Source organism: Variovorax sp. 22077 (assembly GCF_052044195.1).
Taxonomy (GTDB): Bacteria; Pseudomonadota; Gammaproteobacteria; order Burkholderiales; family Burkholderiaceae_C; genus Variovorax; species Variovorax atrisoli.
Window position 1 is genome coordinate 84,055 of record NZ_JBQEQC010000023.1, and the last position, 12,936, is coordinate 96,990.

Consider the following 12,936-nt stretch of genomic DNA (forward strand, 5'->3'; position numbering starts at 1 on the left):
ACATGGGTAAGAACGTCTATCGGCAGCGCGCGCGAAAAGTTGAGGGCCGCCGCCGTCGCCGAACGGGCTCAGCTCGCGTAGCGCTTCTCCAGGGCGTCGAGCTCCGGCTTCCCCACCAGCCGCTGGCGCTCGGCGAAGGGCACGACCAGCGCCGGGTCTTCGTCCACGCGCTTCGTGTCGCGCAGCACCGTCAGCGCCTTCTGCATGCCGGCGACCGCGCCCTGCAGCGCCGCGTTGGCGTAAAGCACGATGCCGTAGCCCAGCTGCGCGAGCTCTTCCGCGCCGAAGATGGGCGTCCTGCCGCCGATCACCATGTTCATGAGCTGCGGCTTCTTCAGCCGCTGCGGCAGCGCACGGATCTCGTCGGCGGTGGTCACGGCCTCCACGAAGAGGATGTCGGCGCCCGCTTCGCTGAACTGCTGCGCGCGCTCGATGGCGGCCTCGAAGCCCAGCGTGGCGGCCGCGTCGGTGCGGGCCATCACGAGCAGGTCGGGATCGGTGCGCGCATCGACCGCCGCCTTGATCTTGCTCACGGCCTCCTCGGTGGAGATCACGTCCTTGCCCGAGAAGTGGCCGCAGCGCTTGGGCGCGACCTGGTCCTCGAACTGGATGCAGTCGGCGCCCGCGCGCTCCAGCACGCGCACCGTGTGGCGCACGTTGAGCGCGTTGCCGAAGCCGGTGTCGGCATCCACGATCAGCGGCAGGCCCACCGCGTCGCGGATGCGCGCCGTGTGGTCGGCGATCTCGTGCAGCCCCATGAAGCCCTGGTCGGGCAGGCCGAACCACATGTTGGTGACGCCTGCGCCGGTGACGTAGATGGCCTCGAATCCCAGGTCCTCGATCACGCGCGCCGAGAGCGCATTGAAGGCACCCGGCACCAGCACGCCCCGGCGCGCCTCGGCCAGGGATCGGAGGGTCTTGCGAGTCGACATCGGTTCTTCCTTGTTGTGTTGTGGGGTGTGGTGTTGTTGATTCAGCAGGGTCAGAGCGTATCGCCGGGCACGCGCACCCAGCCTTCCATCAGCACGCGGGCGCTGCGGCTCATGACGGCCTTGGTCACGCGCCATTCGCCATCGACCCGCGCCGCCTGCGCACCCACGCGCAGCGTGCCCGAGGGATGGCCGAAGCGCACCGCCGAGCGCTCGCCGCCGCCGGCCGCGAGGTTGACCAGCGTGCCCGGAATGGCAGCCGCCGTGCCGATGGCCACCGCCGCCGTGCCCATCATCGCGTGATGCAGCTTGCCCATCGAGAGGGCTCGCACCAGCAGGTCGATGTCGCCCGCCGCGACCGGCTTGCCGCTGGAGGCGGTGTAGCCCGCGGACCGCGCGACGAACGCGACCTTGGGCGTGTGCTGCCGCCCCGCCGCTTCGCCGACGTTCGCGATGAGCCCCATGCGCACCGCGCCGTGCGCACGGATGGCCTCGAAGCGTGCGAGCGCGGCGGCGTCGCCGTTGATGGCGTCCTGCAGCTCGGTGCCCTTGTAGCCGATGGCTTCGGCCTCCACGAAGATCGTCGGGATGCCGGCGTTGATCATCGTCGCGCGCAGCCTGCCGACGCCGGTCACCTCGAGCTCGTCGACGAGGTTGCCGGTCGGGAACATCGCGCCGCCGGCGCCTTCCTCTTCCGCCGCGGGGTCCATGAATTCGAGCTGCACCTCGGCGGCCGCGAAGGTCACGCCGTCGAGCTCGAAGTCGCCGGTCTCCTGCACCGCGCCATCGGTCATCGGCACGTGCGCGACGATGGTCTTGCCGATGTTGGCCTGCCAGATGCGCACCACCGCCACGCCGTTGCGCGGCACGCGGGCCGCATCGACCAGGCCGTTGGAAATCGCGAACGGGCCGACCGCCGCCGAGAGGTTGCCGCAGTTGCCGCTCCAGTCTACGAAGGGCTGGTCGATCGACACCTGGCCGAAGAGGTAGTCCACGTCGTGGCCGGGCCTCTCGCTCTTCGAGAGGATCACCGCCTTGCTCGTGCTGGAGGTGGCTGCGCCCATGCCGTCGATCTGCTTGCCGTAGGGGTCGGGGCTGCCGATGACGCGCAGCAGCAGTGCGTCGCGCGCCTTGCCGGGCAACTGCGCGGCTTCGGGCAGGTCCTGCAGGCGGAAGAACACGCCCTTGCTGGTGCCGCCGCGCATGTAGGTGGCGGGAATCCTGATCTGTGGTGCGAAGGCCATGGTCGTGCGATTGTCGGTTCAGGCGGCCGCGGGCGCCGCCGCTGCGTTCGTGGCGAGGAAGTCCTGCGCGAAGCGCTGCAGCACGCCGCCGGCCTCGTAGATCGACACCTCCTCCGCGGTGTCGAGGCGGCAGGTCATCGGCACTTCGAGCCGTTCGCCGCTGCGGCGGTGGATGACCAGCGTCACATTGGCACGCGGCTCGCGCGCGCCGATCACGTCGTAGGTCTCGGTGCCGTCCAGGCCCAGCGTCAGGCGGTTGGTGCCGGGCTTGAACTCGAGCGGCAGCACGCCCATGCCGATCAGGTTGGTGCGATGGATGCGCTCGAAGCCTTCGGCCGCGATGGCCTCCACGCCCGCGAGGCGCACGCCCTTGGCCGCCCAGTCGCGCGAGGAGCCCTGGCCGTAGTCGGCGCCCGCCACGATGATCAGCGGCTGCCTGCGCTCCAGGTAGGTCTCGATCGCCTCCCACATGCGCACCACCCTGCCCTCGGGCTCGATGCGCGCAAGCGAGCCCTTGCGCTGCACGCCGTCGACCACCGCCATCTCGTTGACGAGCTGCGGATTGGCGAAGGTGGCGCGCATGGCCGTCAGATGGTCGCCGCGGTGCGTGGCGTAGGAGTTGAAGTCCTCCTCGGGCAGGCCCATCCTCGCGAGGTACTCGCCGGCGGCGCTGTCGGGCAGGATCGCGTTGGAGGGCGACAGGTGGTCGGTCGTGATGTTGTCGGGCAGCAGCGCCAGCGGCCGCATGCCGCGCAGCGTGCGCGGGTTGGCCGCCAGCGCGCCCACGCCCTCGCGGTCCCAGTAGGGCGGGCGCCGGATGTAGGTCGACTGCGGCCGCCAGTCGTACTGCGGGCTCACCTTCTCGCCGCGGTCCGCGTGGATCGCGAACATCGGCTCGTAGACCTTGCGGAACATCTCGGGCCGCACGGAGGCCGCGACGATGGCGTCGATCTCCTCGTCGGCCGGCCAGAGGTCGGCCAGGCGGATCTCGCGGCCGTCGCCGGCCACGCCGAGCACGTCGCGCTCGATGTCGAAGCGGATCGTGCCCGCGATCGCATACGCCACGACCAGCGGCGGCGAGGCCAGGAAAGCCTGCTTCGCATGGGGATGGATGCGGCCGTCGAAGTTGCGGTTGCCCGAAAGCACCGCCGTGGCGTAGAGATCGCGCTCGACGATCTCCTGCCGGATCCGCGGATCGAGCGCGCCCGACATGCCGTTGCAGGTGGTGCAGGCGAAGGCGACGATGCCGAAGCCCAGCTGCTCCAGTTCGCCCAGGAGGCCCGCGTCGCGCAGGTAGAGCTCCACGGTCTTCGAGCCCGGCGCCAGCGAGGACTTGACCCAGGGCTTGCGCCGCAGCCCCAGCCGGTTGGCGTTGCGCGCCAGCAGCCCGGCCGCGATCACGTTGCGCGGATTCGAGGTGTTGGTACACGAGGTGATGGCCGCGATGATCACCGCGCCGTCGGGCATCAGCCCTTCGGCCTCCTGCCTGCGCGCCTCGGCCAGGCCGACGGCGATGTCGCGCTCGGCCAGCTGCGAGGTCGGCAGCCGCCGGTGCGGGTTCGAGGGGCCGGCCATGTTGCGCACCACGCCCGACAGGTCGAAGCGCAGCACGCGCTCGTAGCTGGCCGTCGCAAGCGCATCGGCCCAGAAGCCGGCGGTCTTCGCATAGGTCTCGACCAGCGCGACCTGCTCTTCCTCGCGGCCGGTGAGCCTCAGGTAGGCCAGCGTCTGCTCGTCGACATGGAAGAGCGCGGCGGTGGCGCCGTACTCGGGGCACATGTTGGAGATGGTGGCGCGGTCGCCGATGGTCAGGCTGCGCGCGCCCTCGCCGAAGAACTCCAGGTAGGCGCCGACCACCTTCTCCCTGCGCAGGAACTCGGTGAGCGCGAGCACGATGTCGGTGGCCGTGATGCCGGCCTGGCGGCGGCCGGTGAGCTCCACGCCGACGATCTCGGGCAGCCGCATCCACGAGGCGCGGCCCAGCATCACGTTCTCGGCCTCCAGGCCGCCCACGCCGACCGCGATCACGCCCAGCGCGTCGACGTGCGGCGTGTGGCTGTCGGTGCCCACGCAGGTGTCGGGAAAGGCCAGCCCGTCCTGCACCCAGACCACCGGAGACATCTTCTCCAGGTTGATCTGATGCATGATGCCGTTGCCCGCAGGGATCACGTCGACGTTGGCGAAGGCGCGCTTCGTCCAGTCGATGAAGTGGAAGCGGTCCTCGTTGCGGCGATCCTCGATCTGCCGGTTCTTCTCAAAGGCCTGCGGGTCGAACCCTCCGCACTCCACGGCCAGCGAATGGTCGACGATGAGCTGCACCGGCACCACCGGGTTCACGCGCGCGGGGTCGCCGCCCTCGGCCGCGATCGCATCGCGCAGGCCCGCAAGATCGACCAGCGCGGTCTGCCCCAGGATGTCGTGGCACACCACGCGCACCGGAAACCACGGGAAGTCGCGGTCGCGGCGGCGCTCGGCCAGCTGCAGCAGGCACTCGTCGAGGATGGCCGGGTCGCAGCGGCGCACCAGGTTCTCGGCATGCACCCGCGCGGTGTAGGGCAGCGTGCTCCAGGCCCCGGGGCGAAGCGCATCGACGGCGGCCCGGGCATCGATGTAGTCCAGCGTGGTGCCGGGCAGCGGCTTTCGGAATCGTGTGTTCATCGTGGCGGATCTGTCTGCGGCGTCGGCGCGGCAGCGGCGATGGCGGGCCGCGCCGACTGGGCTTTCTGCTTTCTCTCTTGCTTGAACGGGCTCACTCGGAGCGGATGTCGTTGTCCTTCACGACCTTGGCATAGCGCGGGATCTCCGCACGGATCAGCGCGCCGAACTGCTCGGGCGTGCCGCCGGCCGGCGACACGCCGGTCGGGTCCAGCTTGGCCCCGAGTTCGGGCGCCTTCAGCCCGGTGGCCAGCGCGCCGTTGAGCTTCGCGATGACGGCGGGCGGCACGCCCTTGGGCGCCACCAGGCCGTGCCAGGCCACCACGTCGTAGTCGGGCAGCCCGCCGGCCTCGGCGATCGAGGGAATGTCGGGATAGGCCTGCAGCCGCTGCGCCGTGGTGACGGCCAGGGCACGCAGCCGGCCCGACTGCACGTGCGGCATCAGCGCCTCGGTGCCCGCGATCAGCATGTCGACGTTGCCTGCCACCAGGTCGGTGACCGCCGGCCCGGTGCCGCGGTACGGGATGTGCGTGGCCTTCACCTTCGCCATGCCGAACATGTACTCGCTCACGATGTGCAGGTGGCTGCCGTTGCCCGCCGAGGCGAAGCTCAGCTTGCCGGGGTTCTGGCGCGCGAAGGCCAGCAGCTCCCGCAGGCTCTTCGCCTGCACCTTCGACGGGTTGACGCACAGCACGTAGGCGCCCTTGGACAGCTGGATCACCGGGCTGATGTCGCCCACCGGATCGAAGCGCAGCTTGTAGAGCGAGGGATTGACCGTGTAGCTGCCGGCGATCAGCAGCAGCGTGTAGCCGTCGGCCGGCGTGTGCAGCGCGTACTCGGTGCCGATGGTGCCGCCGGCGCCGGGCCGGTTGTCCACCACCACCGACTGGCCGAGCTGCTGGGTCAGCACGTTGGCGGCGATGCGGGCGATGAAGTCGGAGCCGCCTCCGGGCGCGAAGGGGCAGACGATGCGCAGCGGCTTGGACGGAAAGGCATCCTGGGCCCGGACCGTGCGGGCGAGAGGGAGTGCCAGTCCGGCCAGGGCGGCTGACGAGAAGGCGCGGCGATTCAAGGTCATGCGGTTTGTCTCCAGTGTTGTTGTCATGCGTTCCGCAACGGCGTGCCGTCGCGTCGGCAAGCGCTAGTTTGCGCCTGTCCGCCGACCCCGCCCTGACCACCCGGAGGCTGCATGAACCCTGGACCGGCGAACCCCGCGCCTCAGGCGCGCGCCTCGATGGGCACGAAGGCCAGGTCCTCGGGCCCCGTGTAGTTGGCGCTGGGCCGGATGATCTTGTTGTCGATGCGCTGCTCGATGATGTGCGCCGCCCAGCCCGCGGTGCGCGCGATCACGAAGAGCGGCGTGAACATGGCCGTGGGCACGCCCATCATGTGATAGCTCACCGCGCTGAACCAGTCGAGGTTCGGAAACATCTTCTTCACCTCCCACATCACGCCTTCGAGCCGCTCGGCGATGTCGAACATCTTGGTCGAGCCCGCCTGCTGCGACAGCGACCTCGCCACGCCCTTGATGACCACGTTGCGCGGGTCGCTCACCGTGTAGACCGGGTGGCCGAAGCCGATCACGACCTCCTTCGCCTCGACCCGGCGGCGGATGTCGGCCTCGGCCTCGTCGGGCGAGTCGTAGCGCTTCTGGATCTCGAAGGCCACCTCGTTGGCGCCGCCGTGCTTGGGCCCGCGCAGCGCGCCGATGGCGCCGGTGATGGCCGAGTACATGTCGGAGCCGGTGCCCGCCACCACGCGAGCGGTGAAGGTCGATGCGTTGAACTCGTGCTCGGCGTAGAGGTTGAGCGACGTGTGCATCGCGCGCACCCAGGCTTCGGAAGGCTCGCGGCCGTGCAGCAGGTGGAGGAAGTGGCCGCCGATGGAGTCGTCTTCGGTCTCCACGTCGATGCGCCTGCCCTGCGTGGACCAGTGGTACCAGTACAGCAGCATCGAGCCCAGCGAAGCCATCAGCCGGTCGGCGATGTCGCGTGCGCCCGGCAGGTTGTGGTCTTCCTTCTCGGGGAGCATGCAGCCCAGCGACGACACGCCGGTGCGCATCACGTCCATCGGGTGCGCGCCGGCGGGCAACTGCTCGAGCGCTTCCTTCAGGCTCGCAGGCAGGCCGCGCATCGACCTGAGCTTCGCCTTGTAGGCGCGCAGCTCCGCGGCCGTGGGCAGCTTGCCGTGCACCAGCAGGTGCGCAATCTCCTCGAACTCGCAGACCTCTGCGATGTCGAGGATGTCGTAGCCGCGGTAGTGCAGGTCGTTGCCGGTGCGCCCAACCGTGCACAGCGCGGTGTTGCCGGCGGTCACGCCGGACAGGGCCACGGACTTCTTCGGCCGGAAGCCGGCCTTGGCTTCGGCGGGGGTGGCGATGTCGTTCATGCTGCTTCCTTCTCCTTGGTTTCCTTGTCCTTCATTTCCTGCTTCGGAAACGAGGCGGGTATGCGCACGGGCCGGCCGCTGCGGTCGACCGCGACCATTTCGAACAGCGACTGCAACACCGCCACCGGCTCGCGCCCCAGCTGATGCGCCGTGCCGCTGACGCGCACCGTCAGCGAGCTGCGGCCGGCGCGGCCGATCCACGCCCGCAGCCTCAGCACGCTGCCCACGGGCACGGGCGCGAGGAACTGCGCGTCGCTGCAGCGGGCCATCACCACGTCGGTGCCGGCATGGGCACGCGCAGCGAGAAAGGCCGCCTTCGACATCAGCAGCAGGGCATTGCCGCCGAACAGGGTGCCGTAGTGGTTGGCGTGCTCGGGAAACACGATTTCCGTGAGTTCGAAGGCCGTGCGCTCGTCAGTCATGGATTCGCAATTTACGCAATTGCCTGCCCATAATGAAGGACTGAATTTGCCAATCATTGCGAATGGGAAACACCAGATTTGCAAATATTGCGAAAAACCTGAGCCAGCGAGGAGCCGCACGATGAGCAAGACCTTCATGGGCGTTCGCCTGCGCAAGCTGCGCGCCGAGCGCGGCCTGACGCAGGTGGCACTCGCGCAGGCGCTGGGCCTGTCGCCCAGCTACCTGAACCAGCTCGAACAGAACCAGCGGCCACTCACCGTGCCCGTGCTGCTCAGGATCAGCCGCACGCTCGGCGTCGACGTGCAGCAGTTCTCGGAAGACGAGGAGGCCCGCCTCGTCTCGAGCATGCGCGACGCGCTGGCCGACAACCCCGGCGGCGAAGCCATCGCCCTGCCTGAACTGCGCGAGGTGGCTTCGCAGATGCCCGCCGTGGCGCGCGCGCTGCTCGCGCTGCACCGCCGCCACCAGGAAGCGATGGAGCGGCTGGAGATCATGGCCGCCGAGCTCGGCGACGGACGCGGCGAACTCACGAACGCGCGGCCCATGCCCTTCGAGGCGGTGCGCGATTTCTTCTTCGCCCACCAGAACCATTTCGAGGAGCTCGACCTGCAGGCGGAAAGGCTCGCCGACGAGGCGCGCGGCCACGGCGGCACGCTGTCGGAATGGCTGCAGCAGCGCCTTTCGAGGCAGCACGGCGTGCACGTGGTGCCCACCGACGAAGACGCCATCGACAGCCAGCGCCGCTACGACCCGGCCAGCCGCGTGCTGCGCCTGTCGTCGGGCCTGGAGCCGGGCCAGCAGGCCTTCCAGCTCGCGACGCAGCTCGCGCTGCTGGAGCAGACGCAGCTCATCGAATCGCTGCTGCAGGGCGCCAGCCTGATCGACGACGCACCCACGCATGCGCTCGCCCGCATCGGCCTGGCGAACTACTTCGCGAGCGCCGTGCTGCTGCCCTACGGCCTGTTCCTGAAGACGGCGGAAGCCCTGCGCTACGACATCGACCTGCTGGCGCGCCGCTTCGGCGTGGGCTTCGAGACGGTGTGCCATCGCCTGAGTTCGATGCAGCGGCCCGGCGCGCCCGGCGTGCCCTTCTTCTTCATCCGCGTGGACCGCGCGGGCAACATCTCGAAGCGGCAGTCGGCCACGCACTTCCACTTCTCGAAGACCGGCGGCACCTGCCCGCTGTGGAACGTGTACGAGGCCTTCGCGCAGCCGGGCCGCGTGCTGCGGCAGCTCGCGCGCATGCCTGACGGGCGCACCTACCTGTGGGTGGCGCGCACCGTCTCGCACGGGCAGCGCGGCTTCGGCTCACCGAGCAAGACCTTCGCCATCGGCCTGGGCTGCGATATCCGCCATGCGCCGAGGCTGGTCTACTCCAAGGGCCTCGACCTCGCGGACCAGGAAGCGCCCACGCCCATCGGCATGGGCTGCAAGGTGTGCGAACGCACCGCCTGCCCGCAACGGGCGTTCCCGTTCATCGGACGGGCGCTGGACGTGAACGAGAACGAAAGCAGGTTCACGCCGTATGCGGTGGCGAACTCCTAGACGGCCGACACGGCGGCCGATGCGGCAGCACGGCCATCGCCGAAGACGGGCGGCATCCTGACGATCGAAGTCAGCGCAGGTTCGGCCACGCGCAGCGCAGCGAGGTCGGGACGCGGCCGCCGCAGCTCGGGGTTCGACGAGAACGCCGCCTCCATCGCATGCGCCGCGCCCAGCACCTGGTGGTCGGCCCTGAACCCGCCCACCATTTGCAGCCCGAAGGGCATGCCCGCGTGGTCGAGGCCGCAGGGCAGCGCGATCGCGGGGTGCGTGGTCAGCGTGACCACATAGGTCAGCGCCAGCCAGCGGTAGTAGTTGGCCTGCGGCTCGCCGTTGATGGTGGCGGCGTAGAGCTGGGTCCACGGGAAGGGCGAGACCGGCGTGGTCGGCGACAGCACGAGGTCGTAGTCGGCGAAGGTGGCCTGGAAGCGCTTCAGCAGCCGCGTCTGCTCGGCCTGTGCCCAGGCGCTGTCGAGCAGGCTCATCCTCGCGCCCATCTCGTAGTTGGCGCGCGGATTGGGGCCGAGGCTGTCGGGGTCGCGCTCGTAGGCCGCCTGCATGCCGGCCACGAAGGCCTCGGCGCGCAGCACGTCGAAGCAGCGGTGCGCCTCGCCCATGTCGAAGTCGACCTTGTCGCAGCGGCCGAAGAGGTGCCGCATCGCTTCGATCTTGCGGCGGAAGGTGGCACGGATGCCGTTGTCCACGGCGCAGATGCCGAAGTCCTCGGTCCATGCCACGCGCAGCCGGCCCAGGTCGACCGGAGGCGGCACGAGAAAGGACATCGGGTCGAGCGGATAGCTCAGCGGGTCGCCCGCGCACATGCCGGCCGATGCCGCCAGCTGCAGGCAGGCCTCTTCCACGGTGCGGCCCATGGGGCCGACGACCGAGATCGGCGTCCAGCCCAGCGGCTTGCGCACGCTGGGCACCACGCCCGGCGAGGGCCGGAAGCCCACGACGCCGCACTTCGCGGCCGGAATGCGCAGCGAGCCACCGGTGTCGGAGCCGGTGCACACCGGCAGCATGTCGCAGGCCAGCGCGGCCGCCGAGCCGCCCGAGGAGCCGCCCGCGTTGAGGTTCGGGTTGAACGGGTTGCCCGTGGCGCCCCACACGTCGTTGCGCGAGTTGGCGCCCGCGCCCATCTCGGGCACGTTGGTCTTGCCTGCGACGATGGCGCCGGCCCGGCGCAGGCGCGCCACGAGCTCGATGTCTTCCGTGGGTACGTGGTCGCGGTAGATGGGCGAGCCCCAGGTGGTGAGCAGGCCCTCGGTGGGCTCCAGGTCCTTCACGCCCATCGGCAGGCCGTGCAGCAGGCCCAGCGCATCGCCGCGCATGACGGCGCCTTCGGCCGCCTTCGCCTCGGCGCGCGCTCTATCGAAGCAGGTGGCGGTGACCGCATTGACGAACGGGTTCACGCGCTCGATGCGCGCGATGCATGCCTCCAGCAGCTCGACGGGCGATATCTGCTTGCTGCCGATGAGGCGGCGCAGTTCGACGGCGGATTTCTCGACGAGTTCGTCGGCGGAATCGTGGGTTGTTCTGGCAAAGGTCATCGATGTCTCTTGTTCTGGCCATGGCGCTGCACATTCGCAAGACACCACGGAACCGGCTCCGCCGGGCCGTAGGTGTCGCCCCCGGCGAGGGGGTAGGCGCAGCGACACGAAGTGCGCGAAGCCTGGGGGAGAACCTGTTCAGTCCGCAGTGATGTTGGCTCTCGCCGCGATGGCTCGCATGATCGGCAGCTCGCGGTTGATCAGCTCCACGCTCGTGGCCGCGTTGCTGTAGCTCGGCTCCAGCCCCGCGGCCAGCAGCTTGCTCTTCGTCTCGGGGTCGGCGATGGTCGCGGCGAGCGCCTTCTCCAGCTTCGCCTTCACGTCGGCGGGCACTCCCTTGGGGGCCGCGAGCATGAGCCACGAATCCATGTCGACGTCGGGATAGCCGCTCTCGGCGAAGGTGGGCACGTCGGGCAGCAGCGCAGAGCGCTTCGCGGTGGTGAGCGCGATCGCCTTGATCTTGCCGCTCTTGAGCTGCGGAACTGTCGCGCTCACGGTGTCGATGGTGAACGGGATCTGCCCGCCCATCAGGTCGGTCATGGCCGGAGCGCTGCCCTTGTAGGGCACGTGCGTCATCTTCAGGCCGGTGGCGCGCAGCATGGTTTCACCCGCGAACTGGGCGGTGGTGCCGGTGCCGAAGGAGCCGTACGAGTACTTGTCCGGCGCGGCCTTCACGTACTCGACGAACTGCTTGACGGTCTGCACCGGCACTTCGCTGTTGGCCAGCAGGATCAGCGCCACGCGACCGGCGATGCCGATCGGCTCGAAGCTCTTCACCGGGTCGTAGGGCAGGTTGCTGCGGATCGCGGGGTTGACGGTGAAGGTGGAGCCCGAGCTCAGCAGCAGCGTGTAGCCGTCGGGCGTGGACTTCGCCACGTAGCTCGCGCCCACCACCGTGCCGGCGCCGCCGCGGTTCTCGATCACCACCGGCTGGCCCAGTTCCTTGCCGAGCTTCTGCGCGATCACGCGGCCGTTGACGTCGGTGGCGCCGCCCGGCGGGAAGGGAATCACCAGCGTGACCGGCCGCGCGGGAAAGCCCGTCTCGGCGGCAAGCGAAGTCAGCGGCACGGCGCCAAATCCAAGGCTGCAGCACAGCAATGCCATGCGCGCCACGAGCGGAAGACGGTTCATCGGGACTCCTGGAATTTCGACTGGATGACAGGGGTTCGAGGGTGCGAACGAGTTCATCCTAGGATCGTCATGCCGGTGCCACAAGCGCAATGTTTAGAATTCTTCGTTGCCGAATCGGCAATCTTCAGCAACCGTCCGGACCACGTGCAGGAGCGATCCATGGCGCCTCGTGCCTTGCAGGAAACAGCGGTGCGCTACTTTCTCGAGGTCGTGAAGACCGGCTCGGTGAAGGAAGCCGCACTCAAGCTCAACGTCGCGCCCTCGGCCGTGAGCCGGCAGGTCGCGCGGCTGGAGCGGGAGCTCGACACCCTGCTCTTCGAACGCCATGCCCGCGGCATGGTGCCCAACGCCGCGGGCGAACTGCTCGCGGCGCACGCCAAGCGGGCGCAGCAGGACATCGAGCGCGTCGCGAACGAGATCGCCGGGCTGCGCGGACTGCGCAGCGGCCACGTCCGCGTGGCGAGCACCGAGGGCTTCGCCTTCGACTTCATACCGAGGCTGATCGCGCAGTTCCGCCTCAAGCACGCGGGCATCCGCTTCCACCTGGAGGTCTGCGCGCCCTCCGACATCTCGCGGCTGGTGCGCGACGGCGAGGCCGACGTGGGCATCACGCTCAGTGCGCTGCCGGAGCCGGGCATCGAGGTGGAGCTGCGGCATCCGAGCCCCATCCTCGCGGTGATGGCGATGGACCATCCGCTCGCACGCCAGCGGCAGCTCTCGCTTCGCCAGGTGGTGGCCTATCCGCTGGGGCTGCCGCAGGAGGACAGCTCGATCCGCCGCCTGCTCGATGCGAGCTGCTCGCGCCAGGAGCTGCGCTACCAGCTGGCGATGTCGAGCAACCATGCGAACGCGCTGCTGAGCTTCGCGGCCGCGGGCGGCGGCAGCATCGCGTTCTACGGTCCGCTGTCGATCCGCGCGCTGCTGCAGAGCAAGGCGCTGGTCGCTATCCCGCTGAAGGACCGCGAGATGCACGAGCGGCACCTCGCCATCGAAACCATGGCGGGCCGCTCGCTGTCCGACGCGGGCAAGGCCTTCGTGCGCTTCCTGGTGGATGCGGTGAAGGCTTCGGACTAG

Annotated in this window: 10 protein-coding genes; 2 read left to right on the top strand and 8 right to left on the bottom strand. The window is 69.5% G+C overall.

Going from position 1 to position 12,936, the window contains the following annotated elements:
- Window positions 1–68: 68 nt before the first annotated feature.
- The 6 genes from ACTJLF_RS27255 to ACTJLF_RS27280 all read right to left on the bottom strand — a co-directional run bounded on the left by ACTJLF_RS27255 (window position 69) and on the right by ACTJLF_RS27280 (window position 7,638).
- Entirely contained in the window at window positions 69–932 is an 864-nt protein-coding gene (locus tag ACTJLF_RS27255) for an isocitrate lyase/PEP mutase family protein (protein ID WP_132799278.1), read from the bottom strand.
- Between the two features lie 50 nt (window positions 933–982).
- Complete coding sequence (gene prpF, locus ACTJLF_RS27260; RefSeq protein WP_440884295.1) at window positions 983–2,173, bottom strand: 2-methylaconitate cis-trans isomerase PrpF; 1,191 nt, start codon at window positions 2,171–2,173, stop codon at window positions 983–985.
- An 18-nt stretch (window positions 2,174–2,191) separates the two neighbouring features.
- On the bottom strand, window positions 2,192–4,831 hold the full coding sequence (gene acnD / locus ACTJLF_RS27265) for a Fe/S-dependent 2-methylisocitrate dehydratase AcnD (protein ID WP_440884296.1): 2,640 nt from the start codon (window positions 4,829–4,831) through the stop codon (window positions 2,192–2,194).
- 91 nt (window positions 4,832–4,922) lie between these two features.
- Window positions 4,923–5,906 (bottom strand): tripartite tricarboxylate transporter substrate binding protein, encoded by a 984-nt coding sequence (locus tag ACTJLF_RS27270; protein WP_019656480.1) that lies wholly within the window; start codon window positions 5,904–5,906, stop codon window positions 4,923–4,925.
- 140 nt (window positions 5,907–6,046) lie between these two features.
- On the bottom strand, window positions 6,047–7,216 hold the full coding sequence (gene prpC / locus ACTJLF_RS27275; RefSeq protein ID WP_354412364.1) for a bifunctional 2-methylcitrate synthase/citrate synthase: 1,170 nt from the start codon (window positions 7,214–7,216) through the stop codon (window positions 6,047–6,049).
- Window positions 7,213–7,638 carry an acyl-CoA thioesterase gene (locus ACTJLF_RS27280; protein ID WP_126183015.1) on the bottom strand — a complete coding sequence of 142 codons (426 nt, stop codon included), beginning with the start codon at window positions 7,636–7,638 and terminating at the stop codon, window positions 7,213–7,215. Before ACTJLF_RS27280 ends, prpC begins: the two co-directional genes overlap by 4 nt.
- Before the next feature lie 121 nt (window positions 7,639–7,759).
- On the opposite strand from ACTJLF_RS27280, the gene ACTJLF_RS27285 reads away from it, so the two are divergent.
- Window positions 7,760–9,184, top strand: coding sequence for a short-chain fatty acyl-CoA regulator family protein (locus ACTJLF_RS27285; protein WP_440884297.1), 1,425 nt, complete (start codon window positions 7,760–7,762; stop codon window positions 9,182–9,184).
- Here ACTJLF_RS27285 and ACTJLF_RS27290 read toward each other — a convergent pair.
- On the bottom strand, window positions 9,181–10,731 hold the full coding sequence (locus tag ACTJLF_RS27290) for an amidase (RefSeq protein ID WP_440884298.1): 1,551 nt from the start codon (window positions 10,729–10,731) through the stop codon (window positions 9,181–9,183). The genes ACTJLF_RS27285 and ACTJLF_RS27290 overlap by 4 nt on opposite strands.
- A gap of 138 nt (window positions 10,732–10,869) precedes the next feature.
- A complete protein-coding gene (locus ACTJLF_RS27295) occupies window positions 10,870–11,862 on the bottom strand; it encodes a Bug family tripartite tricarboxylate transporter substrate binding protein (protein ID WP_019656475.1) in 993 nt (330 codons plus the stop codon).
- A gap of 159 nt (window positions 11,863–12,021) precedes the next feature.
- Between ACTJLF_RS27295 and ACTJLF_RS27300 the strand changes: the two genes are divergently transcribed.
- Window positions 12,022–12,936 carry a LysR family transcriptional regulator gene (locus ACTJLF_RS27300; protein WP_019656474.1) on the top strand — a complete coding sequence of 305 codons (915 nt, stop codon included), beginning with the start codon at window positions 12,022–12,024 and terminating at the stop codon, window positions 12,934–12,936.

Coding starts and splice junctions, on each gene's coding strand:
- ACTJLF_RS27255 (WP_132799278.1), bottom strand. CDS start 932: ATGTCGACTCGCAAGACCCTCCGATCCCTGGCCGAGGCGCGCCGGGGC.
- prpF (WP_440884295.1), bottom strand. CDS start 2,173: ATGGCCTTCGCACCACAGATCAGGATTCCCGCCACCTACATGCGCGGC.
- acnD (WP_440884296.1), bottom strand. CDS start 4,831: ATGAACACACGATTCCGAAAGCCGCTGCCCGGCACCACGCTGGACTAC.
- ACTJLF_RS27270 (WP_019656480.1), bottom strand. CDS start 5,906: ATGACCTTGAATCGCCGCGCCTTCTCGTCAGCCGCCCTGGCCGGACTG.
- prpC (WP_354412364.1), bottom strand. CDS start 7,216: ATGAACGACATCGCCACCCCCGCCGAAGCCAAGGCCGGCTTCCGGCCG.
- ACTJLF_RS27280 (WP_126183015.1), bottom strand. CDS start 7,638: ATGACTGACGAGCGCACGGCCTTCGAACTCACGGAAATCGTGTTTCCC.
- ACTJLF_RS27285 (WP_440884297.1), top strand. CDS start 7,760: ATGAGCAAGACCTTCATGGGCGTTCGCCTGCGCAAGCTGCGCGCCGAG.
- ACTJLF_RS27290 (WP_440884298.1), bottom strand. CDS start 10,731: ATGACCTTTGCCAGAACAACCCACGATTCCGCCGACGAACTCGTCGAG.
- ACTJLF_RS27295 (WP_019656475.1), bottom strand. CDS start 11,862: ATGAACCGTCTTCCGCTCGTGGCGCGCATGGCATTGCTGTGCTGCAGC.
- ACTJLF_RS27300 (WP_019656474.1), top strand. CDS start 12,022: ATGGCGCCTCGTGCCTTGCAGGAAACAGCGGTGCGCTACTTTCTCGAG.